Annotated in this window: 25 protein-coding genes; 15 read left to right on the top strand and 10 right to left on the bottom strand. The window is 63.2% G+C overall.

Annotated elements, in window-relative coordinates; translation table 11 throughout:
- Positions 1 to 94: 94 nt before the first annotated feature.
- The 6 genes from NKH29_RS11230 to NKH29_RS11255 all read right to left on the bottom strand — a co-directional run bounded on the left by NKH29_RS11230 (position 95) and on the right by NKH29_RS11255 (position 7,055).
- A complete protein-coding gene (locus NKH29_RS11230; protein ID WP_352481984.1) occupies positions 95 to 1,276 on the bottom strand; it encodes a serine hydrolase domain-containing protein in 1,182 nt (393 codons plus the stop codon).
- Positions 1,277 to 1,383: 107 nt separating this feature from the next.
- Positions 1,384 to 2,418 (bottom strand): ABC transporter substrate-binding protein, encoded by a 1,035-nt coding sequence (locus NKH29_RS11235; RefSeq protein WP_352999596.1) that lies wholly within the window; start codon positions 2,416 to 2,418, stop codon positions 1,384 to 1,386.
- Positions 2,419 to 2,440: 22 nt separating this feature from the next.
- Complete coding sequence (locus NKH29_RS11240) at positions 2,441 to 3,241, bottom strand: ABC transporter permease (RefSeq protein ID WP_023720239.1); 801 nt, start codon at positions 3,239 to 3,241, stop codon at positions 2,441 to 2,443.
- Positions 3,234 to 4,154: an ABC transporter permease gene (locus NKH29_RS11245; protein ID WP_352857055.1), complete on the bottom strand. Its 921-nt coding sequence runs from the start codon at positions 4,152 to 4,154 to the stop codon at positions 3,234 to 3,236. The genes NKH29_RS11240 and NKH29_RS11245 overlap by 8 nt, the downstream gene beginning before the upstream one ends.
- Positions 4,154 to 5,248, bottom strand: coding sequence for an ABC transporter ATP-binding protein (locus tag NKH29_RS11250; protein WP_352909176.1), 1,095 nt, complete (start codon positions 5,246 to 5,248; stop codon positions 4,154 to 4,156). The genes NKH29_RS11245 and NKH29_RS11250 overlap by 1 nt, the downstream gene beginning before the upstream one ends.
- Before the next feature lie 139 nt (positions 5,249 to 5,387).
- Positions 5,388 to 7,055, bottom strand: a complete 1,668-nt coding sequence (locus NKH29_RS11255) for an amidohydrolase (protein ID WP_352999598.1) — start codon at positions 7,053 to 7,055, stop codon at positions 5,388 to 5,390.
- 141 nt (positions 7,056 to 7,196) lie between these two features.
- On the opposite strand from NKH29_RS11255, the gene NKH29_RS11260 reads away from it, so the two are divergent.
- Positions 7,197 to 8,228 carry a histone deacetylase family protein gene (locus tag NKH29_RS11260; RefSeq protein WP_352481981.1) on the top strand — a complete coding sequence of 344 codons (1,032 nt, stop codon included), beginning with the start codon at positions 7,197 to 7,199 and terminating at the stop codon, positions 8,226 to 8,228.
- Positions 8,229 to 8,249: 21 nt separating this feature from the next.
- On the opposite strand, the gene NKH29_RS11265 is transcribed toward NKH29_RS11260, so the two are convergent.
- A complete protein-coding gene (locus NKH29_RS11265) occupies positions 8,250 to 9,437 on the bottom strand; it encodes a TMEM43 family protein (RefSeq protein ID WP_352999599.1) in 1,188 nt (395 codons plus the stop codon).
- 525 nt (positions 9,438 to 9,962) lie between these two features.
- On the opposite strand from NKH29_RS11265, the gene flaF reads away from it, so the two are divergent.
- The 6 genes from flaF (at position 9,963) to NKH29_RS11295 (ending at position 16,101) form a co-directional block, all read left to right on the top strand.
- Entirely contained in the window at positions 9,963 to 10,298 is a 336-nt protein-coding gene (flaF, locus tag NKH29_RS11270) for a flagellar biosynthesis regulator FlaF (protein WP_352481979.1), read from the top strand.
- Positions 10,299 to 10,470: 172 nt separating this feature from the next.
- Positions 10,471 to 12,114, top strand: coding sequence for an MFS transporter (locus NKH29_RS11275; protein WP_352590627.1), 1,644 nt, complete (start codon positions 10,471 to 10,473; stop codon positions 12,112 to 12,114).
- Positions 12,115 to 12,252: 138 nt separating this feature from the next.
- Positions 12,253 to 13,113, top strand: a complete 861-nt coding sequence (locus NKH29_RS11280) for an FAD binding domain-containing protein (protein ID WP_352494731.1) — start codon at positions 12,253 to 12,255, stop codon at positions 13,111 to 13,113.
- Entirely contained in the window at positions 13,113 to 13,589 is a 477-nt protein-coding gene (locus NKH29_RS11285; RefSeq protein ID WP_023720228.1) for a (2Fe-2S)-binding protein, read from the top strand. Before NKH29_RS11280 ends, NKH29_RS11285 begins: the two co-directional genes overlap by 1 nt.
- A gap of 2 nt (positions 13,590 to 13,591) precedes the next feature.
- Complete coding sequence (locus NKH29_RS11290) at positions 13,592 to 15,856, top strand: xanthine dehydrogenase family protein molybdopterin-binding subunit (protein WP_352494729.1); 2,265 nt, start codon at positions 13,592 to 13,594, stop codon at positions 15,854 to 15,856.
- Positions 15,856 to 16,101, top strand: coding sequence for a MoaD/ThiS family protein (locus tag NKH29_RS11295; protein WP_023675441.1), 246 nt, complete (start codon positions 15,856 to 15,858; stop codon positions 16,099 to 16,101). The genes NKH29_RS11290 and NKH29_RS11295 overlap by 1 nt, the downstream gene beginning before the upstream one ends.
- Before the next feature lie 274 nt (positions 16,102 to 16,375).
- On the opposite strand, the gene NKH29_RS11300 is transcribed toward NKH29_RS11295, so the two are convergent.
- On the bottom strand, positions 16,376 to 17,269 hold the full coding sequence (locus NKH29_RS11300) for a LysR family transcriptional regulator (RefSeq protein WP_023720226.1): 894 nt from the start codon (positions 17,267 to 17,269) through the stop codon (positions 16,376 to 16,378).
- 149 nt (positions 17,270 to 17,418) lie between these two features.
- Here NKH29_RS11300 and NKH29_RS11305 point away from each other — a divergent pair, with 149 nt between their 5' ends.
- Genes NKH29_RS11305 through NKH29_RS11330 form a run of 6 tightly spaced genes read left to right on the top strand, consistent with a single transcriptional unit; the run spans position 17,419 to position 22,242 of the window.
- On the top strand, positions 17,419 to 18,609 hold the full coding sequence (locus NKH29_RS11305; protein WP_352481976.1) for an MFS transporter: 1,191 nt from the start codon (positions 17,419 to 17,421) through the stop codon (positions 18,607 to 18,609).
- Positions 18,606 to 19,076, top strand: a complete 471-nt coding sequence (locus NKH29_RS11310; protein ID WP_023720225.1) for a cyclophilin-like fold protein — start codon at positions 18,606 to 18,608, stop codon at positions 19,074 to 19,076. Before NKH29_RS11305 ends, NKH29_RS11310 begins: the two co-directional genes overlap by 4 nt.
- A 19-nt stretch (positions 19,077 to 19,095) precedes the next feature.
- Positions 19,096 to 19,491 carry a (R)-mandelonitrile lyase gene (locus NKH29_RS11315; RefSeq protein WP_352481974.1) on the top strand — a complete coding sequence of 132 codons (396 nt, stop codon included), beginning with the start codon at positions 19,096 to 19,098 and terminating at the stop codon, positions 19,489 to 19,491.
- Positions 19,492 to 19,516: 25 nt separating this feature from the next.
- Entirely contained in the window at positions 19,517 to 20,533 is a 1,017-nt protein-coding gene (locus NKH29_RS11320) for a zinc-dependent alcohol dehydrogenase family protein (RefSeq protein ID WP_352494728.1), read from the top strand.
- 58 nt (positions 20,534 to 20,591) lie between these two features.
- Positions 20,592 to 21,020, top strand: a complete 429-nt coding sequence (locus NKH29_RS11325; RefSeq protein WP_352481972.1) for a lipocalin-like domain-containing protein — start codon at positions 20,592 to 20,594, stop codon at positions 21,018 to 21,020.
- Between the two features lie 40 nt (positions 21,021 to 21,060).
- Positions 21,061 to 22,242: an arabinose transporter gene (locus NKH29_RS11330; RefSeq protein ID WP_031194356.1), complete on the top strand. Its 1,182-nt coding sequence runs from the start codon at positions 21,061 to 21,063 to the stop codon at positions 22,240 to 22,242.
- A 33-nt stretch (positions 22,243 to 22,275) separates the two neighbouring features.
- On the opposite strand, the gene NKH29_RS11335 is transcribed toward NKH29_RS11330, so the two are convergent.
- Positions 22,276 to 22,509: a hypothetical protein gene (locus NKH29_RS11335; protein WP_352481969.1), complete on the bottom strand. Its 234-nt coding sequence runs from the start codon at positions 22,507 to 22,509 to the stop codon at positions 22,276 to 22,278.
- On the opposite strand from NKH29_RS11335, the gene NKH29_RS11340 reads away from it, so the two are divergent.
- Both NKH29_RS11340 and NKH29_RS11345 read left to right on the top strand, forming a co-directional pair.
- On the top strand, positions 22,453 to 22,608 hold the full coding sequence (locus NKH29_RS11340; RefSeq protein WP_352515705.1) for a GNAT family N-acetyltransferase: 156 nt from the start codon (positions 22,453 to 22,455) through the stop codon (positions 22,606 to 22,608). The two genes, NKH29_RS11335 and NKH29_RS11340, sit on opposite strands and share 57 nt — an antisense overlap.
- 201 nt (positions 22,609 to 22,809) lie before the next feature.
- Complete coding sequence (locus NKH29_RS11345; protein WP_352481968.1) at positions 22,810 to 23,373, top strand: GNAT family N-acetyltransferase; 564 nt, start codon at positions 22,810 to 22,812, stop codon at positions 23,371 to 23,373.
- 90 nt (positions 23,374 to 23,463) lie between these two features.
- On the opposite strand, the gene NKH29_RS11350 is transcribed toward NKH29_RS11345, so the two are convergent.
- A complete protein-coding gene (locus NKH29_RS11350) occupies positions 23,464 to 23,862 on the bottom strand; it encodes a GFA family protein (protein WP_352999601.1) in 399 nt (132 codons plus the stop codon).
- Positions 23,863 to 23,915 lie beyond the last annotated feature (53 nt).

The raw sequence follows: 23,915 nt of genomic DNA on the forward strand, positions 1-23,915 counted from the left end.
GACGCGACCATAGGCGCAGAGCACCGATGCGCCAACTGCGCCATTTTCAACCCGGCGAGAGGTCCACAGGAAAGGCGCGGCTGTCTGGATCGGATCAGACCATCCGGCTCAGCGCCTCGAAGAAAGAAATCATATCCAAATCGAGCGGATCGTCGACCGGTACCGGCTGCGACGACATCTTTGCGATTACCATTTCGGCCTTCGGATTGACGTAAAGCCACTGGCCGTGGATGCCGATGCCGCAGAAGGCGCCGCTTGCCGCGCCCGTCTGGTACCATTTGTTGCGATAGCGGCCACGCGGAAACAGGAACGCCATCGTGCCGCGTTGCCAAGCCTCGGCGTCACCGCCAGTTTCGGTCGTGTCGCGCACCCAGCTCTCCGGCACGATACGGCAGCCATTGGCCATGCCGCCTTGCCGCATCATCTCGCCGACCCGGGCGAGGTCGCGCGGCGTCACCGAAATGCCGCCGGCCGTACGCGCCGTGCCTTCCATGTCCACGGTTACCGAAGCTTCGCTGACAGCGCCGAGCGGCTCCCATAATTTCTCGCGCATCAGATCGGCGAAGCGCCGGCCCGACGCACGTTCGAGCAGGATGCCGAGCAGGTCGGAATTGGGCGAACGGTAGCGGAACGTCCGGCCATGCGGCTCGGCCAGGCCCTGCAGCGTCATGAGGAAAGTGGCCAGGCTCTCGGTGCCCCCGCCTGGATTCCACAGCATGGCGCGGCGATAGCGGGCGAAGGCGCTTTCCGGATCGAGATAGGCCTCTTCGAAGTCGAGGCTGACACTCATGTCGAGCACGTGCCGCACACTCGCATCGCCATAGGCCGAGCCGGCAGCTTCGGGCAGATAGCGGCTTACCGGAGCCTGCGGATCGAAAATCCCCTCGCCTGCCAATATCCCGGCAACAATCGCGGTCAGCGACTTGCTGATCGAAAAGACGATGTGGCGCGCCCCGAATTCCATATGCGGTGCGAACCAGTCGCCAACGAATTTGCCGCTTTTCATGATCGTCAGCGCGTCGGTATCGGAGCGCTTGAGAAAAGCTGCGACAGTCTCCGCGCCGCCTGCAAGAGCGACCTTTTCACCAAGTAGCTCGCCGAAATCCCGCGCCGGCGCCTCGCTGCTGCCCGGCTTTGCCGCCACGGCAGCGCTCGGCACCAGCTCGCCGGCATTCTGGAACGACCACCGGCTGAACGGGCTTTCCCGCCAATTGCCGAGCAGCACCTGGTTTCGGGCAAAGCCATATCTGGTTTCGAACGCGGTCTTGCCGGCCATGGCGCTTCCTTCCGGATTATTGTTGTGCCCTAAGCGAGCACCGCGTCGATGCCGTGCACGGCCGATCGCCGGAAAAACCCGGCGGCAATGCCGCCGGGTGGGCCGGGTTACTTCTGCAATTCGGTCCAGATTTTGCTGTAGATGTCCTGCACCTCCGGGGAACACAGTCTCTGCAGCTCGCCACGCGCTTTGACGGCTTCCGGGATAATGACCTCCGGCGCGTCCTTCATGTCGGCCGGCATGTACTTGTCCGAACCGACAATGCCGTTGGCATAGCGGTGGAAAGCCGACAGGCCGGCGGCGTTCTCCGGATCCATGATGAAGTTCTGGAACAGCTTGGCGTTCTCGATGTTCTTGGCATCCTTCAGGACCATGACATTGTCGCTCCAGAGACCAAAACCTTCCTTGGGATAGAAATAGTGGATCTTGGGGTTCGCCAGCCGCTGGCGCAGAGCCGAGCCGTTCCAGTCGCTTGTCGCCTTGAAATCGCCTGCGCCCATCTTCTCGATTGTGTTGTATTCCATCGCGATCCAGTTCGGCTTGGCCGCGACCAGCGTGTCGCGCACTTTCTTCAGCGTTTCCTTGTCGCTGGCGCATTGCGTGCCGCCGACATATTTGGTCGCCGCGAACATGACGTCGTTCATTTCCGGCACGACGTTGACCTTGCCCTTCAGTCCATCGGGCGTATTGAAGATGATGCCCCAACTGTCCGACGGCCCGTTGTAGGCGTCGGTGTTCACCACGATGCCTACGGTGCCCCAGGCCCAGGGCACGGAATATTTGCGGCCGGGATCGAAATCGGGATTGGCCCATTCCGGCGCCACGTTCTTGAAGTTCTCCATCTTGCCCGGATCGGTTTCCTGAACGAGGCCTTCCTTGATCCAGATCGGCACGAAGGTTTGTGAGGGTACCGCGATGTCGAAGCCGGTGCCGCCCTGGCGAACCTTGGCCAGTGCCGTGTCGTTGGAATCGTAGTCGGTGATGGTCACCTTGACGTTGTATTTTTCCTCGAACTTCTTGATCACGTCGGGGCTGGTGTAGTTGCCCCAATTGTAGATGTTCAATTCGCCGTCGGCGCGAGCCAGGCTCGTCGAGGCGAGCAATGCCAACCCGATGGCGGTCGCTGTTGTCTTCCAGTTCATGTTCTAACTCCCATTTTCATGCTCAGTCCCGTTTCCTGCTGATGAAGAAAAACAACGTCACGATGGCGACCGACAAGAGCAGGAACACGGTCGAAATCGCGTTGATTTCAGGCGTTATGCCTCGGCGTATCTGGCCGAGCATGTAGGTTGGCAACGTGTCCTGGCCGCCGGATTTCACGAACTCGGTGATGACGACATCGTCGAGCGAGATGACGAAGGCCAGCATCAGTCCGGCCAGAATGCCGGGCCACAGCAGCGGCAACGTGATGCGACGGAACGTCCGCCACGGCGTCGCATAGAGATCGGCGGCAGCGCGCTCCAGCGTCAGGTCCATGTTCTCCAGCCGTGCCCGAATCGGCAGATAGGCAAAGGGAATGCAAAAGGCCGTATGCGCGGCGATCAGATAGCCGAGACCCGAATAGCCGGTGAATATCTTTATGCGCGAAAAAAAGATCAGCAGCGCCACGCCGGTGACGATCTCCGGCACCATCAGCGGTTGGTTGATCGCCGCATATTTGAAAGTCAGGCCCGGATAGGCTGCCGTGCGCGTTGTCGCGAGCGCCGCCATGGTCGCCGCGATGGTCGCAAGGGTTGCCGCAATGGCGCCGATCTGGAAGGAACGCAGCGTGGCGTCGATCACCTGCGTATTCTGCCAAGCCGACTGGAACCATTTGAGCGAGAAACCGCCCCATTCGGAGGTCGAAGTCGCGGCATTGAAGGCATAGACGACGAGTATGACGATGGGCAGATAGAGCACGACGAAACAGGTCGCGGCGATCGCGGTGAATCCTGGCTGATGCTTGATTGCGAAGCTTCTAGCCATGGCGCATCTCTGAGCGGCCGGCGTTACGCACATAGGCAAGCAGCGCCACCATGACGATGATCATGACGGCGATCGACAGGGCCGAGCCAAGCGGCCAGTTGCGGCCTTGCCCGAACTGCATCTCGATCAGGTTGGAGAGCATCATGGTCTTGCCGCCGCCGAGCAAGATGGGCGTGACATAGGCGCCGAGCGCTGGAATGAAGACGAGGATCGAGCCAGCGATCACGCCGGGCTTGACCAGCGGGAAAATGATGCGTCTGAGCACCTGAAAGCGCGTCGCATAAAGATCGTAGCCGGCCTCGACCAGCCGGAAATCGAGCTTCTCCATGCTGGCATAGATCGGCAGCACCATTAGCGGGAGATAGACATAGGCCATCCCGATAAGGATCGCTGTGTCGGTGAAGAGTATCTGGATCGGCGCGGAAATGATGCCGAGCTTGAGCAGCACTGTATTGATCAGACCTTCATTGCGGATGATCTGCAGCACGGCGAAAGTTCGGATCAGCAAGTTGGTCCAGAACGGTATGGTGATCAGGAACAGCCAGAGATCGCGCGTCTTCTCGCTGCGCGTTGCCATGAAATAGGCGGTCGGAAAACCGAGCGCCAAGGTGGCGAGCGTGGTCGCGATGGCAAGCTTGATCGAGCGCCAGAAAATGGTGACGTGGGCGGCGGCGAGCGACAGCGTGTCGTCAAAGATGTCGCGTTCCATGAACACCGAAATCCAGGCCTCCGGCGAAAATTGCCACTTCACGTCGCCATAAGGACCCGGCGTCAGGAGCGAATAGACCAGCACGATCAGCAATGGGCCGGTCGCTGCCAGGAAGATGATCAGCAGGGCCGGCGCCGACAGCAGCCAGCGGTCGCGGATGTCGCGCCGTTCGGCCGCCTTGGCGACTTCTTCCGCGCTCGCCATCAATCCCTCAGCACTTGCGCGGCGTCGTTGCCGATCGAGACGCCGACCTTGTCGCCCCGCTCGAAACCGCAGCCTGCGCTGCGCGTGTTCTGCTGGCGCACGGTGAAGGCTTCGCCGCTGTCCAGTTGGACATGAATATGCGTGTCGGTGCCGAAATAGACGATGTTTTCGACGGTTCCGGAAAGATCGCCCTTGCCGCCGGTCAGCTTTGCGTGTTCCGGCCTGACCACCAGGGTGGCATTCGCCTTCGGCTGGAAGCCCTCAGCCACGGTCGCGTCGATCGTCGCGCCGGACTTGAGTGTCGCACGCGCCTTGCCGTTGTCGATGCCGGTGATGGCAGCGGTCAGGAAATTGGTTTCGCCGATGAAGTCGGCGACGAAGCGCTCGGCCGGCTTGTCATAGATGTCCCAGGGCGTGCCGACCTGCAGGATCTTGCCGGCCGACATCACGGCGATGCGGTCCGACATGGTCAGCGCTTCTTCCTGGTCGTGGGTGACGAAGATGAAGGTGATGCCGGTCTGGTGCTGCAGCCGTTTCAGTTCGATCTGCATTTCCTTGCGCAGCTTGTAGTCGAGCGCCGACAGTGGCTCGTCGAGCAACAGCACTTTCGGCTGGGGCGCCAGAGCGCGCGCCAGTGCCACGCGCTGTTGCTGGCCGCCGGAGATCTGGCTGGTGCGGCGGGCGCTCAGCGCCTCCATCTTGACCAGCTTCAGCATCTCGGCGACGCGTGCCTTGATTTCGGTCTTCGGCTTGCCCAGCATCTCCAGCCCGAAGCCGATATTCTCCGCCACCGTCATGTGCGGGAACAGCGCATAGGACTGGAACACGGTGTTGACCGGCCGCTTGAACGGCGGCAGCGGCGCGATGTCCTGGCCGTGCAGCAGGATTTCGCCTTCGCTGGGGAAATCGAACCCGGCGATCAGCCGAAGCAGCGTCGTCTTTCCGCAACCGGACGGCCCCAGCAGCGTGAAGAACTCGTTCTCGCGGATCGACACCGAAACCGTGTCGAGAGCGGCGACTTGTGCGTCCCCGGTACCGAACACCTTGCGGACGCCGCGGACCTCGATTGCACTCTTACCCGGTTGATCCGGCACGCATTACCCCATTTTCATGTCCGCTCTTGATGGCGGATCCAGTTCCCATTCGATTGTCAGCATATGCCGGTCGGCTTGGCAACCATGCATCTGGACCTCGGTTCAGAATGCAAGCTCCGTGCCATCGTCAGCGTCATCATCAACCCTGGTAAGTGATCTTGCCGCCGCAGATGGTGCTGACCGGATGCACCTTGTGTAGCAAACCCGGTTCAGTTGCCTCGATATCGGCCGACAGCACCACCAGATCGGCCAGATAGCCTGGTTTCAGCCGGCCTTTGCGGTGCTCCATGAATTCGGCATAGGCACCTTCGACCGTATAACCGGCAAGCGCCTCGATCAGCGAGAAGCTCTGGTCTGGATCGCCCTCTGCCCAAGGCTTGCGCAGCACCGCCGCCTGAATGCCCAGGATCGGGTCGACCCGCGACACCGGCCAGTCGGAAGCGAAGACGACATGCGCGCCCGCCTGTTTCAGTGTCCGCCAGGCATAGCTCAGCGGCCATCTTTCGCGGCCGATGCGCGAAAGCGTCGGCTCCAGCGGGAAGTCCATGGCGCCGGGCGGGTGCGGCGGCTGCATCGAGGCGATGACGCCGAGTTCGGCGAAGCGCGGCACGTCGGCGGCAGTGGTGACCTCGATGTGCTCGACCCGGTGCCGGCTGTCGCGCCTGCCGTTCTTCCGCTGCGCCGCCTCGTAACCGTCGAGAACCGCGCGCACCGCGCCGCCGCCGATCGAATGCACGGCGATCTGCAGGCCGCGCCGGTCGGCCTCCAGCGCCACCTCGGCGAAATGCTCGGGCGTAAACAGCGGCTCACCGCGCCAGCCCGGCCGGTCGGCATAGTCGTCGACCATGACCGCGGTCCAGCCTTCCAGCACGCCGTCGTAAAACATCTTGACCATGCCGGACGACAGCCATTCCGATTGGTAGGAGTTGGCCATGCTCGATGCCTTTTCCAGCACGTCGAGCGTCATGAAATTCTTGAAATGAAAAGGTATCTTGGTGCGGCAGAGCAGCCGCCCTTCCTGTTCCAGCCCGGCTAGCAGCTGGAGCTGGTAAAAATTGCCGTCCATGTTCTGGATCGAGGTGATGCCGTGGCGGGCGCACCATTCCAACCCGCGATGCATCAGGTCGCGATCGGCAGCGACTTCGGCGGCGGAAGGGTACGGCTCGGGCTCGCCGCCTGTCGCAAGGCCGAGCCGCACGCGGTTCTGCCCGGAAAGCTCGAGGATCGGCCCGAACGCCTCGCCCTCGCGCAATTCGCCCGCCGCCAGGCCATCCGCTCCCATGACGATCTCGTTGCCGGGACCGAGTTGCTTGCCGTGCAGGATGCCAGCCAGTTCCAGCGCCTTTGTGTTGGCCCACATCGTGTGGTGATCGGAAGCCGACATCGCGAACGGCCGGTCGGCGATGATGCGATCGAGATGATGGCGGGTGACCGGCTCTTCCTTGGAAAGGATAGTGTAGTCGACGCCGGCCCCCAGCAGCAATTTGGCGTTCGGCCGTGCCGCCGCGTAGGCGCGGATCGCGTCGCTCAGCGCATCGAAGCCATGCACGCCCTGAAGGTGCAGATTGTCGAGTTCGGCCGCGCCGCCGAAAAGATGCATATGCGCTTCGATAAAGCCCGGCACCACCGACCCGCCTTGCGCATCGATGACCTTCGTGGCCGGCCCTTTCAGCGCCTCGATCGTCCGGCGATCGCCAACCGCCAGGATGTTGCCGTCCTTTATCGCCACCGCGTCGGCCGTCGGATTGCCTTCATCCATGGTCAGCACGCGGGCATTGGTGACGATCAGGTCGGCATTTGAACTCATGATTTCCCACGGTTTGGTTGCGCTGCCGGCAGGCTAGACGACCGGCTGCCGTGCCAGCAAGCCATGGCTGGTTGGCCCAGCGCCTTGTGAAGGGCCATGCAGGACGGTTAGGGTCGCCGCGTCTCACCACGGAAAGATTTCATGAAGACTGTTTTTTCGCCTCTCCATGCCGGCCATTCCGGCAATGTCGAACTGATCGCCGGCGCCATCGTGCCGGCTTTTGAAAAGCCCTCGCGCGCCGAGTTCATCAGGGCGCGGGTGGAGAGCGAAAAGCTCGGTCCGATCCTGTCACCGGAAAGTCACGACCTCGCCGCCGCCAAGAAGGTTCATGCCAGCGACTACATCGATTTCCTGCCGACCGTGTGGCCGCTCTGGGAAGCGTCGGGCCGCACCGGTTCGGCCATTCCCTTCACCTGGCCGACGCGCGGCCTGCGCGGCGACGTGCGCCCGAAAGGCATCGATGCGTTGCTCGGCTTCTACTCCTTCGACGGCGGCGCGACTTTTGTCAAAGGCACATGGGACGCTATCAAGTCGTCCTATGATGTCGCGCTGACAGCCGCCGCGCTGGTCAAGGCCGGTGAGCCTTCCGCCTTCGCGCTGTGCCGCCCGCCGGGGCACCATGCAGGGGCGGCCTTCATGGGCGGCTATTGCTTCATCAACAACGCCGCCGTCGTCGCGCAAAGGTTTCGCGACCATGGCGCCGGGCGCGTTTCGATCCTCGACATCGACTATCACCACGGCAACGGCACCCAGGAGATATTCTATCGCCGCGGCGACGTGCAGGTGCTGAACCTGCATGGCGATCCGATGACCGAATATCCGTTCTTTCTCGGCCATGCCGACGAACGCGGCGAGGGCGACGGCGAAGGCTTCAACGACAATTATCCGATGCCCTTCGGCACCGGCTGGGACGTGTGGAACGCCTCACTCGAGGAGGCCTGCACGAGGCTTTCGGCTTATGCTCCTGACGTCGTCGTGGTTTCACTCGGCGTCGACACTTTCGAGAAGGACCCGATCAGCCAGTTCAAGCTGAAAACGGAAAACTATCCCAGAATCGGCCGCCGCATCGCCAGGCTCGGCCTGCCGACGCTGTTCGTCATGGAAGGCGGCTACGCCGTCGAGGAGATCGGCGTCAACGCCGTCGGCGTGCTGACCGGCTTCGAGGACCGCTAGAAGTGCCGCCGGTGCCTGCAATCATGTAGCGGCGCTCGGCGTGGCAAGCGGTGCGGCCTGCCTGCGCGAGCGGCCAAGATAATAGACCGCCGCCGCCGCGATGACGCCGGCGGCCAGGATGCCTGCCGCCAGCACCGGCCGGTACCAGAACCAGGCGATCGCCATCGTCGTCGTGCCGACCAGGATCGCCAGGAAAAAGGCAATGATGCCGGTGCCCATCCGCGCCACGCTGCCGAGCAAAGGAATAACGTCGAGGACGACGCCAATCGGGCTGAGCAGCAGGGCAAAGCCGATGGCCAACAGCAGCAGGCCGGCGGCGCGCAGCAGCCAGGTGATAAGCATGTTCTGGCTGACCGCGTCGGCGAACATCTTTTCCGCCGGCACATTGCCGATGTCGACCATCAGCAACTGGTCGCCGGCCTTTGTCTGGTAGGGTTCGAGCCCGCCCGCTGCCTGGCGCGCGACGACGCTGACCAGGCCGAGCGGCGCCAGCTCGTAGCCAATGCGATAGTCGCCGAGCGCCGGCGACGTGGTGTTGAAGCCGAGATAGATCTTTCCGTCGACGATGTTGACCCGCTTGGTGCCGGTGTAGGCGGCATCGATGGTAGCCGACTGGTCCGGTGACAGTGAAAACTCCTTGTCGCCGCCGATCAGGTCCAGCACCGGCCGGTCGAGCGTGAAGGCACCGAGCTTGCCGTCCGGGATCTGGAACCTCGTGCTGTGGATCTCCATCGGCGGATTCTCATGGCCGTCCGGCTTCTTGAACTCCGACGAGTTGATCTGGCTGTCGTCCCACACTTTCGAATAGCTGTAGGTCGTCACCGTCTCCTCGCCGCCACCAAGCTTCTTCGTCGTCTCGGATTTCTGTTCTTCTTTCCACTGGTACATCTCGGCGCTGCGCGACAGCCGCAATCCTTGCGCCGAAATGCCAAAGTCCGGATCGGCAAGGCCGCTGCTCGCCGTCACCGCCCCGGTGACATGGACAAGCTTACCGTCATTGCCAGCATCGATGCTATCGGCGCCAACCGAGATCACCGCGCCCGACCCCTCGGCCAGCGAACGCGCCGTCTGCACGGCGCGACCCTCGTTCCAGAACAGGCCGATCACCATCAGCACGATCAAGAGCAAGCCGAAAACGATCCCGCCGACCGCGCGCTTGATCCGCCCGAACCACGAGACGGACGTTATTTCCTGAATTGAATCGCCCATTGTTTCCCCCAATTCCCCAAAGCCAGTTTCACGAATCCGCGCTCTGTCGCGCAGTGGCATGCAACCGGCGTTACCCCAAACCGAGACAGACGCCCCATCCGTCCCGACAGCAGGAGCCTATCGCAATCGACGAACTGCCGATACGGCACACTTGCAGTTGGATCCGACCGCCGCAAAGCACACGGGCGCTTCGAAAATGTACCGTCGGAGCGCCTCGACCGATGGAATTCGTTTCAGTCAAATCGCGTTTGATGTCGGATTCGTCTACGGTTAGATTGTAGCCGAATCAGCCGTTCCTCGGGGGACGCGGCGACCACCAAAACCTCATGTTCCGGAACCATTCCGGAGCCGGATTCGCGCTCCCTGCAACAGGTGCGATTTTGTGCGCGGCGTCGCGTGGTGGTGTCCCTGGTGAAGTGATGCGTATTCGGCAGCTGGCGATGCCAGCATCTGGATCAAATCTCGCAACTCGATCTGTTGAGTTTCCTGACCTGACAACGCCGACGGAGCGGTAGAGCAGCAACGATGTATCAATTCCCCCGAGCCGAAATGCAGACCGCTGCCGGGGCCAGGCATCGGCAGCTTCTTAGCCGTTCGATCCACATGCTGTTGGCGGCGATGGCGGCTGGCCGCGATTCGCTGGAAGCGGCCGAGGCCCTGCATTTCACCAGTCGCGTCTGGACCGCCTTCGTCGAAGATCTCCGCTCTGGCGACAGCGCCCTGCCCACGGAGCTGCGCGCCAATCTCATCTCGATCGGTTTGTGGCTGCTGCGCGAAACCGAAGACATCCGCCAGGGCCGCACCGACAATTTCGAAGGCTTGATCGAAGTGGCGGCGATCGTCAGGGACGGCATGCAGTGAGCCCGCTATGGCGCGCGCGGACGGGCTCCGCGCTCGCTATCTTGTTGTTGGACCATGATCTTTCTCGAGAATGCGTTCGCCCTTTGCGCTGTGATGTTCTATTTTTTGAATCCATGGCTTGAGGGGCCGATTCATCGCAAGAACAAACGCATTTGAGCCCGGGAAAGCATCGATGAACGACGACACACCGGAAAGCGAAAGCGCCTCGGCGCTGGCGCCGTTCCGGCACGGCATCTTCCGGGCGGTGTGGTCCGCCAGCCTCGTCTCCAATTTCGGCGGCCTCATCCAGGGCGTCGGTGCCGCCTGGATGATGACTACGATCGCTACCTCGTCCTACCAGGTCGCATTGGTCCAGGCCTCTACCACTTTGCCGATCATGCTCTTCGCGCTGCTGGCCGGCGCCATCGCCGACAGTTTCAACCGGCGCAAAATCATGCTGATCGCGCAGATCTTCATGCTCGCCGTCTCGGCTCTTCTCACCGTCTTCACCTATCTCGACCTGATGACGCCGTGGACGCTGCTCGCCTTCACCTTCCTGATCGACAGCGGCACCGCGCTCAACAGCCCGTCCTGGCAGGCTTCGGTCGGCGACATGGTGCCCCGTCCCAAGGTGCCGGCGGCGATCGCGCTCAACTCGATGGGCTTCAACCTGACGCGCAGCGTCGGCCCGGCGATCGGCGGCATCATCGTTGCCGCCGCAGGCGCCGCCGCGGCCTTTGCCGTCAACACGCTGAGCTATGTCGGCCTTATCGTCGTGCTGGCCCGCTGGAGACCGGAACTGCCGGCATCGACTTTGCCGCGCGAGACGCTGGGCGCCGCAATGGGCGCCGGCCTGCGCTACGTCGCGATGTCGCCCAATATCGGCAAGGTGCTGGTCAGGAGCTCGGCTTTCGGCTTCAGCGCCGGCGCGGTCCTGGCGCTGCTGCCGCTGGTCGCGCGCGACGTCGTCAAGGGCGATGCGCTGAGCTACGGCATCATGCTCGGCGCCTTCGGCATCGGTGCCGTCGGCGGCGCGCTGACCAGCGTCAGGCTGCGGCAGCTGCTGTCCAGCGAAACCATGGTGCGCATGGCATTCGCCGGTTTCGCTGTCTGCGCCTTCAATGCCGCCGTCAGCGAGAATGCCTGGCAGACCTCACTCGGCCTGCTGGTCGGCGGCGCCTGCTGGGTGACAGCGCTTTCGCACTTCAATGTCACCGTGCAGATGTCGACACCGCGCTGGGTGGTCGGCCGCGTGCTTTCGGTCTACCAGACCGCAACCTTCGGCGGCATCGCGCTCGGCAGCTGGGTCTGGGGCGTCGTTGCCGACGCCCATGGCGCCGAAGTCGCCCTGATGGCGGCCAGCGTCGCGATGCTGGCGGGAGGCGCCATTGGCCTGCTGCTGCCGCTGCCGCAGCAGGCCGTGCTCAACCTCGATCCGCTTAACCGCTTCCAGGAGCCGCATCTGGCGCTTGATCTCAAGCCGCGCAGTGGTCCCATCGCCATCATGATCGAATACGTGATCCGCAACGAGGACGTGCCGGAATTCCTCGCCACCATGGCCGAACGGGGCCGCATCCGCCGTCGTGACGGCGCCCGCAACTGGACATTGGCGCGCGATCTCGAAAATCCCTCGATATGGATCGAGCACTACCACACGCCAACCTGGGTCGAATATATCCGCCACAACAGGCGCGCCACCTACGCCGACGCGGTCATCGGCGAGCGCATAAGGGCCCTGCACAGCGGCAACGAGCCACCCCGCGTCCGCCGTATGATCGAGCGGCCGACGACAGCCGGCACGGCGCTGGTGATGCCGAAGGGACCGATCGAGCATTAATGGCCGGCGGCGCGTCCAGTTGGTCGAGCAAATGAAAATTGCGGCGCTTGGCCCAATCCGCGAATGCACGAATGGGATGGCCATTGTGGAGAGACGGTTTATATCAGTTGATGTGACTATGACCACTAAGGGGAGACGATGCGTTACATACGTCCGCTTTCAATTGAAGACGCCGCCGGCCTGTTGGCCGGCTCAGCCGGCACGGCCGCCATCCTTGCCGGAGGCAGCGACCTCTTGGTGAGAATGAAAGGCGGCTTTATCGAACCCGACCTGATCGTCGACATCAAGGCGATCGACGGGCTTGGCGAGATCAGGGAAACAGCCGAGGGCTTCAGCATCGGCGCGGCGGTCCCCTGCGCAGTGCTGGGCGAGAGCAAGGCCCTGAAGAAGGCATGGCCCGGCGTCGTCGAAGCTGCGAACCTGATCGGCTCGAAGCAGGTGCAGGGACGCTGCACCATCGTCGGCAATCTGTGCAACGCCTCGCCGGCCGCCGACAGCGTGCCGGCGCTGGTGGCCGCTGGCGCCAAGGCGGTGGTCGTCGGCCCGGGAACCAGGCGCACGATTGCAGTGGAAGCGGTACCGACTGGGCCGGGCAAGACGTCGCTGGCCAAGGGCGAGATCATCGAGGCAATCCTGCTCGACAAACGTCTGCCGCGTTCGGGCGATGCCTATCTGCGTTTCATTCCTCGCACGGAGATGGACATCGCGGTGGTAAGCGCCGGCGTGAACCTGATGCTCGATGAGCAAGGTCGCGTCAAATTCGCCCGCCTGGCGCTGGGCGCCGTGGCGCCGACGGTGATTCTGGTCGAGGAGGCCGCCGAGGTTCTCATCGGCTCCAAGCTGGACGAAGCCACGCTGGAGAGGCTCGCCAAGGTCTGCTCGGGGGCCTGTCGTCCGATCGACGACAAGCGAGGCACTATCGAATTCAGACGGAAAGTTGCGGGTGTGCTGGCCAAGCGGGCCGCCACGACCGCCTATGCACGTGCAGGAGGCAAATGATGGCTGGTGTGGCAGTATCAACGACAATCAATGGCGACAATGTCGAGTACCTTTGCCAGCCGGACGAGACGCTGCTCGATGTCCTGCGCGATCGCCTGGGGCTGACGGGCGCCAAGGAAGGCTGCGGCACCGGCGACTGCGGCGCCTGCAGCATCATCCTCGACGACCGGCTGGTGTGCTCGTGCCTGGTGCTCGGCGCGGAGGCTGAAGGGCGGCGCATCGAAACCATCGAGGGCATGGCGCATGGCGACAAGCTGCATCCGCTGCAGCAGAAATTCCTGGAACACGCCGCGCTTCAATGCGGCATCTGCACGCCGGGCTTCCTCATGGCGGCCAAGGACCTGTTGGCCAAGAACCCCGATCCGACCGAGGAGGAGATCCGCTTCGGCCTCGCCGGGAACCTCTGCCGCTGCACCGGCTATGACAAGATCGTGCGTGCCGTTCAGGACGCCGCGAGCGTGATGAAGGGAGCATGACGATGAATTTCGATCCACGTTACTCCGGACGCAATTTCACCTCTGTCGGCACGCGCCCCATCCGTCCCGACGGCGTCGACAAGGTGACGGGCCGCGCACGCTATGGCGCCGACTTCAACATGGCCGGGCAACTGGTCGGGCGCGTTCTCAGAAGCCCCCATGCGCATGCCACGATCAGGAAGATCGACACGTCGAAGGCGGAGAAGCTCGCCGGCGTCAAGGCGGTGATCACCGCGGCCGACCTGCCCGACCTCACCGACGGCGATGCCGCCATGTACGACATCCTCGACAACTGCATGGCGCGCAAGAAAGCGCTCTACGACGGCCATGCTGTGGCCGCGGTCGCTGCAGTCGATGCCCGCACGGCGAGGCAGGCACTGAAGCTGATCGAGGTCGACTACGAGGTGCTGCCGCATGTCACCGACGTCGACGAGGCGATGAAGCACTCCTCACCCGTGCTCAACGACGCCATCTTCACCGAGGGCCTTGAGCAAAAGCCCGTCAAGCCTTCCAACGTCACCAAGCGCACCCAGTACGGCCATGGCGACATCCATGAAGGTTTCGGCCAGGCCGATTTCGTCGTCGAACGCTCCTTCAAGACCGAGCAGACGCACCAGGGTTATATCGAGCCGCATGCCTGCGTCGCCAATTTCAGCTCCGACGGCACCGCCGATCTTTGGGTCTGCACGCAAGGGCATTTCGTCTATCGCCAGCACTGCGCCCAGCTGCTTGGCATGGAGGCCTCGAAGCTGCGCGTCACCTCGTCGGAGATCGGCGGTGGTTTCGGCGGCAAGACCCATGTCTGGGCCGAGCCGGTGGCGCTGGCGCTGTCGCGCAAAGCCGGCCGGCCGGTCAAGCTGGTCATGACGCGCGACGAGGTGTTCCGCGCCTCCGGCCCGACTAGCGCCACCTCGATCGACGTCAGGATCGGCGCCCGTAAGGACGGCACGATCACGGCGGCCGAGGCCACGCTGCGCTATTCCTGCGGCCCCTATGCCGGCATGTGGGCTGAGATCGGCGCCATGACCGCCTTTGCCTGCTACAAGCTCGAGAACGTCAGGACGGTCGGCTACGAAGTGCTGGTCAACCGGCCCAAGACGGCGGCCTATCGCGCGCCGTCGGCACCGATGGCGGCGTTTGCGGTGGAAAGCGCGGTCGACGAGCTGGCCAAGGAGATCGGCATGGACCCGGTCGAGTTCCGGATCAGGAACGCGGCGCAGGAAGGCACCAGATCGTCCTACGGCCCGGTATACGGCCCGATCGGCATCGGCCCAACGCTGGAGGCGGCGAAGAGCCATCCGCACATGAAGGCGCCGCTCGGCAAGAACCAGGGCCGCGGCATGGCCTGCGGCTTCTGGTTCAACTTCGGTGGCCAGACCTGCACCGACCTCAACATCGGCATGGACGGTTCGGTCTCGCTTGCCGTCGGAACCGTTGACGTGGGTGGCTCGCGCGCCTCGCTTTCGCTGGTGGCGGCAGAGGAGCTCGGTATCCCCTATGAGCAGGTCAAGGCGGTGGTCGCCGATACCTCCAGCCTCGGCTACAACGATATGACGGACGGCAGCCGCGGCACCTTCTCGTCTTCGATGGCGACGATCTCCGCCGCTCGCAACGCCATCAAGATCCTGCGGGATCGCGCCGCGCAGACGTGGGACATCCCGGTCGACGACGTGGTCTGGGAAAAGGGCCACGCGATCGCTAGGGGCGAGAAGTACGGCAACCTTGCTGCGCTGTCGCTGAAGGAGATCGCGGCCGCTTCCGGAAAGACGGGCGGACCGATCGCCGGCCACAGCGAGCTCGTCGCCGACGGCGCCGGCGTCTCCTTCGCCACCCATATCTGCGATATCGAGGTGGATCCGGAGACCGGCTTCACCAGGGTGCTGCGCTACACCGTCGTTCAGGACGCCGGCAAGGCGGTGCATCCGACCTACGTCGAGGGGCAGTACCAGGGGGGTGCCGCGCAAGGCATCGGCTGGGCGCTCAACGAAGAGTACATCTACGGCAAGGACGGGCGGCTGCAGAACCCTGGCTTCCTGGACTACCGCATCCCGGTCTGCTCGGACCTGCCGATGATCGACACACAGATCCTCGAGATCCCCAACCCTAACCATCCCTACGGGGTGCGCGGCGTCGGCGAGACCTCGATCGTGCCGCCGCTGGCGGCGATCGCCAATGCAGTCTCGAACGCGGTCGGCGTGCGCATGGCGCATATACCGATGTCGCCGCCGCGCATCCTGGCGGCGATCGAGGCGGAACGGGAAGGCTGATGGTTGAAGTAACGCTCTGGGGATCGCTCGGCGCGATCGCCGGAGGCAAGAGCAAGGTCGAGATCGAGGCGAAGGATATTCGGGAGCTGTTCAGGAAGCTGGCTGAACAGTATCCCGGCCTCGAGCCCTACATCGATCGCGGCATCGCCGTCGCCATCGACGGGACGATCTATCGCGACACCTGGTCGAAGGAACTGCCGGAAGGGGCGGAGATATTCCTGCTGCCGCGTCTTGCCGGGGGATAACTGGACAACCGTGTCCCTACCATCGACGACCAAGACTTGGCCTAGGCTCGAGAAAAACCTTGGCTATCCACGAGAATTCTTGGCCAGTTCAGCCGGCGAGTTTGGCTCCTTTTCGATGACTGCTTCTGTGTCAATCACAGACATAGAGGCGAGCGAGCTACACGTCTGCTTTGAGGCGAAAGCAGCCGCCCGCAGCGTAGAAGTCAAATGGCTTGGATCAGAACCTACCATTTACCAATGTCAGCTTCATGATTCATAGGCACAGTCTTGGGAGTCAGATGCGATGGCGGAGCGCCTCAATGATCACCGCCATCGCAGGCGAGAGCTGTCGCCTGCTCGGGTAGTAGAGGTGATAGCCCGCAAATGGCGGACTCCAGTCGTCAAGCACGAGCCTAAGGCATCCCTTGGCGATGTGGTGGCTGACGAGGTTTTCCGGGACATAGGCGATCCCGAAACCGCTTATCGCAGCCTCGATCATGGGAATGGACGAATTGAAGGTGAGCTGGCCTTCCACGCGCACACGAAGGTCGCGGCCATCCCTGGCGAATTCCCAGGCATATAATCCGCCGAACGTCGCCTGCCGCATATTAATGCAGTCATGATCGACCAGATCCTGCGGTGCGGTCGGAACCGGATGGCGGGAAAAGTACTCCGGCGAAGCCACGGCCACGAGCCTCCAATCCGGCCCGATGCGCACTGCGATCATATCCCTGTCGATGCTCTCACCAAGCCGCACGCCTGCGTCGAAGCGCTCCTCCACAATGTTCTTCATGCCGTTGTCGCTGTAGAGTTCGACGCACACGTCAGGATAGTCGCTGAGCAAGGGCTGCAGCTTCGGCCAGACGGTCGTCTGGAGCGCATGGTCGGAAAGCGTGATACGGACCGTTCCGGAGGGCTTGTCGCGAAAGGCCACCAGGCTTGCGAGGTCCGCTTCGATTTCCTCGAAGCGGGGAACAAGAGATTGGAAAAGTCGCTCGCCGGCCTCGGTCGGTGCGACGCTCCGCGTCGTACGTGTCAGCAGGCGGACGCCGAGACGAGCTTCAAGCTCCTTGATTGTCGAACTCAGGGTCGACTGCGAGGTTCCGAGCTTGGCCGCCGCCTTGGTGAAGCTCCGTTCCCGCGCGACCGCCACGAACCATAGCAGATCCTTCATGCCATCGCGCTGCATAGGGTACCTCCCGTCGGATATTTATATCATGAGCAGATAAGTCCATGCGAATTACTTAGTCTAATAGAATGGGTTCCTCTGCAATATCTTCTGGCATCGCGACGGCGTTGGCGGCTGATCCGCCCGGTCGCCCTGCAAGGATGCCAATTATGGAAACGACGTACGACACAAGGCTTGTCGGTGACCGCGCCGCATGGGGCGCGGTTTTGGCGATGGCGCTGTGTGTTTTCGTGCTCATCGCGTCGGAATTCATGCCGGTCAGCCTGCTGTCGCCGCTAGCGGCCGATCTCGGCATCACCGAGGGCCGCGCGGGACAGGCGATCTCGATTTCGGGCGTTTTCGCCGTCGTGACCAGCCTGCTGGTCGCCGGCCTCACGCGCCATATCGACCGCCGACTGGTCGTGACCGGCTTCACCCTCCTCCTCATCGTGTCCGGTTTGGCTGTCACCTTCGCGCCGAACTACGCGTTCCTCATGGTCGGCCGGGCGCTGCTCGGCATCGCGATCGGCGGGTTCTGGTCGATGTCGACCGCGATCGTCATGCGCCTCGTGCCGCAAGACATGGTTCCGAAGGGTCTCGCCATGCTGAACGCCGGCAATGCCATTGCGGCCACCATCGCCGCGCCGCTGGGCAGTTTTCTTGGCGCCTATGTCGGCTGGCGCGGCGCTTTCTTCCTCGTCGTGCCGTTTGGGCTTCTGGCGCTGGCCTGGCAGTGGACAAGCCTGCCGGCGCTGCCCCCGCGCCGGGGGAAGCGTTCAGGCAATCCACTGGCGCTCCTCGGCCGTCTTCCCGTCGCCATCGGCATGGCGTCGATCATGATGCTGTTCATGGGCCAGTTCGCGCTCTTCACCTATCTGCGGCCCTTCCTCGAGGGCGTCACCCGGCTCGACATCGCTGCTCTCTCGGCGATCCTGCTGGCGATGGGGCTGGCGGGGGTGCTCGGCACATGGTGCGTCGGCCGGCTTTTGTCCACGCGTCTGTTCAGCATCCTCATCGTCATCCCGCTGGTCATGGCGGCCTTGGCCGCTGCGCTCATCGCCCTTGGTGCCCTCCCCGTTCCCACAGCGCTGCTGCTCGTTGCCTGGGGCTTCTTCGGCACGGCCGCGCCCGTTGGCTGGGGCACGTGGCTCAGCCGGACGTTGCCGAACGACGCAGAGGCCGGCGGCGGGCTGCAGGTGGCAGTCATCCAGCTCGCCATCACCGGCGGCGCCGCGATCGGCGGCACGCTCTTCGATACGGTCGGCTGGTGGGGAGCGTTCACTCTAGGTGCAGTGCTGCTCTGCGGATCGGCGCTCGCCGCCCTTGCCGCATCGCATATGGCCCGGAGATCTTTGCCATGATCATCGAGCGTGCGCCGCTTAACCGCCGGACATTGCTCGGCGCCGCGCTCGCGGTGGCGGCCCTGCCTCGAGCAGCCGCCAGCCAAGAAGGCGAAGCCCCAGTCAGCCATGAGTCAACCAACATGAAGATCAGGATGATTTTCAACGGCCGCATCATGACCGCCACGCTCTACGACAATCCGTCGGCGCGCGATTTCTTTTCCATGCTGCCGCTCGATCTCAAGATCGAGGACTACGCGCATAACGAGAAGATCGCCTATCTGCCGCGCAAGCTGACAGAGAAGGGAAGTGGTCCGTTCGCCAACGAGCAGCCCTACGACCTCTGCTATTTCACGTCCTGGGGTAACCTGGCCATGTTCTACGCCGACTATCGCCATCCCGGGCTGATCAGGCTCGGCCGCTTCGACGAGGGCGAGCAGGCCCTGCACATTCGCGGCGAGTTCCCGCTTCGCATCGAACGCACTTGAGGACACAAAGGAGATCACCATGGACATTCTTCGCGCTGGCACGAGGCCTTCCGGCAAGGGACCACCTGACTGGTTCACCGGAACGGTGCGGATCGATCCGCTCTTCAATCCCTTCGATGCCGGGCGGGTTCAAGGCGCACAGGTGACCTTCGAGCCCGGCGCCCGCACCGCTTGGCACACGCATCCGCTCGGCCAGACGCTGATCGTCGTCTCGGGCCTGGGCCGCGTGCAGCGCGAGGCTGGCCCGGTCGAGGAAATCCGTGCCGGCGACGTCGTCTGGTTCGCGCCCGGCGAAAAGCACTGGCACGGCGCGTCGGCTCAGATTGCCATGACCCACATTGCTCTCCAGGAGGTCAAGGACGGCAAGGTCGTGGACTGGCTGGAACATGTCAGCGACGCCGACTACCGCGCTTGATCTTCTCCACTCGAAAGGAACCAAAATGCTCGCAACCGTTCTTCACAAACCGGGCGACATCCGCTGCGAGGAGATCGCTGATCCGAAAATCATGCGGCCGACGGACGCCATCATCAAGCTCTCGGCAAGCTGCATCTGCGGCTCGGATCTGTGGCCCTATCGCGGGCTGCAGCGGGTCGACGGCCCGATGCATATGGGCCACGAATATTGTGGCATCGTCGTCGAGGTCGGCGCAGAGGTGCGCACGGTGCGCCCCGGCCAGTTCGTCGTCGGCTCGTTCTGCCTCTCCGACAATACCTGCCCGCATTGCCGCTTCGGCTTCCAGTCGTCCTGTGTGCAGCGCGAGTTCATGTCGGGCGCGCAGGCGCCTTACGCCCGCGTGCCGTTGGCGGATGGCACACTGGTCGCCACCGCCGAGGTGCCGCCGGCCGAACTCATCCCTGACCTGCTGGCTGTGTCCGATGTGCTCGGCACCGGCTGGTATGCGGCCGACGCAGCCGAGGTCCGAGAAGGATCGACGGTGGTGGTGGTCGGCGACGGTGCGGTCGGCCTGATGGGCGTGCTTGCGGCCAAGGAGATGGGCGCCGAGCGCATCATCGCCATGAGCCGGCACGCCAGCCGCCAAAAACTCGCCCGCGAGTTCGGCGCGACCGACATCGTCGCCGAGCGCGGCGAGGAAGGTGTGGCCCGGATCAAAGAGCTCACCAAGGACGTCGGCGCGGACTCGGTGCTGGAATGCGTCGGCACGGCGGAATCCTTCGACCAGGCGCTGGCCTGCTCTCGCCCCGGCGGCACCATCGGCTATGTCGGCGTGCCGCACGGCGTGAACTTCGACGGCCAAAAACTGTTCTTCGGCCAGAAGCGCATGCTGGGCGGCCCGGCGCCGGTGCGCCGCTTCCTGCCCGACCTTATGGGCCGTGTGCTGCAAGGTCGGATCAAGCCCGGCAAGGTCTTCGACCTCAAGCTGCCGTTGGCCGAGGTCGCTGAAGGCTACCGCGCCATGGACGAGCGGCGCGCCATCAAGGTCATGCTTTCGGTGTGAGCGAAGATTGGGCGGACGGCCTGTCCGCACCCACAAATCAGAAAAGGAACAACGACATATGACGATGAGATTGAAGATTGCCGCCCTTGCGCTTTCGGTCGCCACGCCGGCTTTCTCGCAAGAGTCGCCGATCATCGGCGCATGGCGCATGAGGTCGCTCGAGGCCGGTGCCGAGGGAAGCCTCAAGCCCGTGCCATATTCCGGCCAGGTCATCTTCACCGAGGCCGGCACCCTGTCGGTGCAGGCGCAGAACCCCGACGCCAAGGCACCGGACACGCCTTACACAGAGAATGGCTACGAAGCCTATTACGGGCCGGTCGCTATCGACGACCAGGACAAGACCTTCGTCATCACGATCGAGTCCTCCCTGGTCCGCAACCTTGTCGGGAAGAGCATGAAACGCAAATTCGAAGTCTCGGACAACAAACTGGTCCTGACGCCGGACAATCCGGCCGAAGGCTGGCGCGTGACCTACGAACGTTACTGATCGGAACAGCCCGACTGTCAAAGTTTTATCGGTGGCCACAATGGCGCGGACTTCAGACCGAAATGGCGCGATAGCGGAACTGGTGCCAATCATGGCGGCTGTCTTCGCCGGCTTCCTCCTGATCGGCTTGGCGCTACCCGTCCTGCCGCTGCATCTTCACCAGCAGCTCGGCTTCGGCCCCTTCGCGGTCGGGCTGGTCACTGGCAGCCAGTTCGTCGCCTCGATGCTGTCGCGCATTGGGGCTGGAAACTATGCCGATGGGCGCGGCGGCAAGAGGGCCGTCGTCGTCGGCCTCATTGCCGCTGCCGTGGCGGGGCTATTTTACCTCGGCTCACTGACATTGCTCGACCGGCCGGTGGCGTCCGCATCGGCGCTGTTCGCCGGCCGGGCGGTACTGGGCGCGTCTGAGAGCTTCATCATCACCGGTGGCGTCGCCTGGGGCCTCTCCCTTGCGGGCGGACAGAACTCCGGAAAGGTCATAGCCTGGGTGGGCACGGCGATGTTCGCAGCACTCGCGCTAGGCGCGCCGATCGGATCTGCGCTTTATGCGGCGAGCGGCTTCACCGCGATCGCACTGGCGACGATCGTCCTGCCACTTGCAACGCTGCTTGCCATCCTGCCGATGCGCGGCGCCAGCGCCGCCGCGAGCAGCGTGCCGCAGTCATGGAGGAGCGTGGCGCAAGCGGTCTGGCTTCCCGGAGTGGGAGCAGCTTTCAGCAGTCTCGGCTATGGTGCGATTCTGGCCTTCGGCGCGCTGCTCTTTGCCGAGCGGGGCTGGCAGCCGGTCTGGCTTCCCTTCACGGCCTATGCCGCGTCGCTGATCGTGGCAAGGCTATGCTTCGGCCACCTGCCTGACAGGTTAGGGGGCGCACGGGTCGCCATGATCTTCGTGGCTGTCGAGGCTGCAGGGCTGATGCTGATCTGGCTTGCGCCCGGGCCCGTTCTAGCCGCCATCGGAGCGGGCCTGACTGGCCTTGGCTACTCGCTGGTCTATCCCGGCCTCGGTGCCGAGGCCGTGAGCCGTCTTCCGCCACGCAGCCGCGGCCTGGCCATGGGACTCTACACCGTCTTCCTCGACGTGGCGCTCGGCTTCGGCAGTCCGGCGCTCGGCTTGGTCGCCGCATCGGCCGGGCTGCAATTCGTCTTCTTCGCCGTCGCGATGGCGACGCTTCCGGCGTTGGGCATCGCTCTGCTGCTGGGTCGCCGTAACGCTCCACTATAGAGCCGGATAGTCTGGGCTCGAGATGTCGCGCAACTACGATCGCTCCCGCTTCGCGGGAAGCTGAGGCATCAGCCGAACCTGCTTTTGGTGGCGATAGAGGCCGATCAGGTCGTCGGATCGATCATGGCCGGGTATGACGGCCATCGAGGGTAGATATCGCGCATCGCTACCCTGCAGTCCCATCGCCAAAAAGGGATCGGCGAGGCCCTCATCCATGAGGCCGAAAGGCGGCTCGCCGGCCTTGGTTGCATAAAGATCAACCTCCAAATTGTCGCTTCCAATTCGACGGTTCTTGGGTTCTACCGAAAGTGCGGATACGAGGTCGAGGAGCGCATAAGCATGAGCAAACTGTTACCGAAAGCTTGAGGTACTCCGCCGATTAACTCCTCGTCGCGGCTCGACGGCTCAGGTCCATTGGAATCTTGCTGCCGGTGATTATTGTGGCAGGCGAATCTCTCCGGGTGAATCGCGCTGCGGGACACGGCCGAAGCCGGGCGAAGTCCAGCCAGCCGGAGGGGCACACAACGCCCTACATATGGTCCAATTACTGGTGCAGTGAGAACATGCATGCAAATCGCATCCAAGCCACGCGTCCGGCTGGCAAGCCGTCAGGAACTGGATGAAATTGGCGGGCTCGTCTCCGACGCCTTCGCATCGTTACGGCCCGTTCTGGCGCCACACATCTTCGAGCCCTACGTGAACGACGCGCGGGATATCGCGGGGCGATGGGCGAAGGCTAGCGTCGCGGTGCTCGAAGCCGAGGGACGGCTCGTCGGGACGGTCACCTACTACGCCGATGCCGCCTTTGACCGCATGGGCTGGCCGCCCGGGCTGGCAGGCCTCAGGACCCTCGCGGTCGCTCCCTCGGCACAGGGCCGCGGATACGGCCGCGCGCTTTGCGAATGGTGCGTCATGCAAGCGCGTCGGCAAGGCTCAGGCGGCCTTGCGCTTCACACTGCCTCGTTCATGCCGTCTGCATGCAAGCTGTACGAGAGCCTTGGCTTCGAGAGACGCCCTGCTCACGACCTTTTCGCATCCGACATTATTGGCTTTGATCCAGCTCTCGGCGATCAGCAGATCATCGCCTACCTGCTGCCGCTCAAGCAGGTCGAGAGCAGCCACGATCGATAATGTTTGACCGCCGTTTGAACGGACGGGGGTATCATCTCGCTTCCGGACGCTGTCCTCAGCTTCCGCCGTTTGTCTCGATGCGAGCAGATCCTAGTCTTTCGTATAGTCAGGCCCAAAACGGGTCGGCAGGTTGTCGGCGAGTTTCAACCAAGCGAGCTTCTCCTCAAAGGCGACATGCAGCGTAGGTGCAAATTTTTCTGGCTCCTCCATCGCTGCCGCAAAAAAATGCATGACATCAGACATGTTCTTTGAGCGGAAGGACAGCGGCGTGCCACAGTGATCGCAAAATGTTCTTTCCACACCGGGAGAAGAGTTGAATACCTTCGGTAGCTTGCTCAGCCATCGCCATTGGCCGTTCAAGACGCCAATATAGGAGGTCATCGGCGCAGAACATTGCCGCCGACAACTTTCACAATGACAGACCACGCAGGCCTGTGCCGGGCCATCGACTTCAAAAGCAATAGCGCAACATAAGCAATGACCACGCATGCAAATTCTCCTTGAGTCAACAAGGACAGCTTCATGCCTGGGCGTGAGGGAGG

Source organism: Mesorhizobium sp. M1295, from assembly GCF_040318135.1.
Lineage (GTDB): Bacteria > Pseudomonadota > Alphaproteobacteria > Rhizobiales > Rhizobiaceae > Mesorhizobium.

What these genes read in the sequence shown, in the direction of transcription:
- NKH29_RS11230 (WP_352481984.1), bottom strand. Translation starts at nt 1,276, where the DNA reads ATGGCCGGCAAGACCGCGTTCGAAACCAGATATGGCTTTGCCCGAAAC.
- NKH29_RS11235 (WP_352999596.1), bottom strand. Translation starts at nt 2,418, where the DNA reads ATGAACTGGAAGACAACAGCGACCGCCATCGGGTTGGCATTGCTCGCC.
- NKH29_RS11240 (WP_023720239.1), bottom strand. Translation starts at nt 3,241, where the DNA reads ATGGCTAGAAGCTTCGCAATCAAGCATCAGCCAGGATTCACCGCGATC.
- NKH29_RS11245 (WP_352857055.1), bottom strand. Translation starts at nt 4,154, where the DNA reads ATGGCGAGCGCGGAAGAAGTCGCCAAGGCGGCCGAACGGCGCGACATC.
- NKH29_RS11255 (WP_352999598.1), bottom strand. Translation starts at nt 7,055, where the DNA reads ATGAGTTCAAATGCCGACCTGATCGTCACCAATGCCCGCGTGCTGACC.
- NKH29_RS11260 (WP_352481981.1), top strand. Translation starts at nt 7,197, where the DNA reads ATGAAGACTGTTTTTTCGCCTCTCCATGCCGGCCATTCCGGCAATGTC.
- NKH29_RS11265 (WP_352999599.1), bottom strand. Translation starts at nt 9,437, where the DNA reads ATGGGCGATTCAATTCAGGAAATAACGTCCGTCTCGTGGTTCGGGCGG.
- flaF (WP_352481979.1), top strand. Translation starts at nt 9,963, where the DNA reads ATGTATCAATTCCCCCGAGCCGAAATGCAGACCGCTGCCGGGGCCAGG.
- NKH29_RS11275 (WP_352590627.1), top strand. Translation starts at nt 10,471, where the DNA reads ATGAACGACGACACACCGGAAAGCGAAAGCGCCTCGGCGCTGGCGCCG.
- NKH29_RS11280 (WP_352494731.1), top strand. Translation starts at nt 12,253, where the DNA reads ATGCGTTACATACGTCCGCTTTCAATTGAAGACGCCGCCGGCCTGTTG.
- NKH29_RS11285 (WP_023720228.1), top strand. Translation starts at nt 13,113, where the DNA reads ATGGCTGGTGTGGCAGTATCAACGACAATCAATGGCGACAATGTCGAG.
- NKH29_RS11290 (WP_352494729.1), top strand. Translation starts at nt 13,592, where the DNA reads ATGAATTTCGATCCACGTTACTCCGGACGCAATTTCACCTCTGTCGGC.
- NKH29_RS11295 (WP_023675441.1), top strand. Translation starts at nt 15,856, where the DNA reads ATGGTTGAAGTAACGCTCTGGGGATCGCTCGGCGCGATCGCCGGAGGC.
- NKH29_RS11300 (WP_023720226.1), bottom strand. Translation starts at nt 17,269, where the DNA reads ATGCAGCGCGATGGCATGAAGGATCTGCTATGGTTCGTGGCGGTCGCG.
- NKH29_RS11305 (WP_352481976.1), top strand. Translation starts at nt 17,419, where the DNA reads ATGGAAACGACGTACGACACAAGGCTTGTCGGTGACCGCGCCGCATGG.
- NKH29_RS11310 (WP_023720225.1), top strand. Translation starts at nt 18,606, where the DNA reads ATGATCATCGAGCGTGCGCCGCTTAACCGCCGGACATTGCTCGGCGCC.
- NKH29_RS11315 (WP_352481974.1), top strand. Translation starts at nt 19,096, where the DNA reads ATGGACATTCTTCGCGCTGGCACGAGGCCTTCCGGCAAGGGACCACCT.
- NKH29_RS11320 (WP_352494728.1), top strand. Translation starts at nt 19,517, where the DNA reads ATGCTCGCAACCGTTCTTCACAAACCGGGCGACATCCGCTGCGAGGAG.
- NKH29_RS11325 (WP_352481972.1), top strand. Translation starts at nt 20,592, where the DNA reads ATGACGATGAGATTGAAGATTGCCGCCCTTGCGCTTTCGGTCGCCACG.
- NKH29_RS11330 (WP_031194356.1), top strand. Translation starts at nt 21,061, where the DNA reads ATGGCGCGGACTTCAGACCGAAATGGCGCGATAGCGGAACTGGTGCCA.
- NKH29_RS11345 (WP_352481968.1), top strand. Translation starts at nt 22,810, where the DNA reads ATGCAAATCGCATCCAAGCCACGCGTCCGGCTGGCAAGCCGTCAGGAA.
- NKH29_RS11350 (WP_352999601.1), bottom strand. Translation starts at nt 23,862, where the DNA reads ATGCGTGGTCATTGCTTATGTTGCGCTATTGCTTTTGAAGTCGATGGC.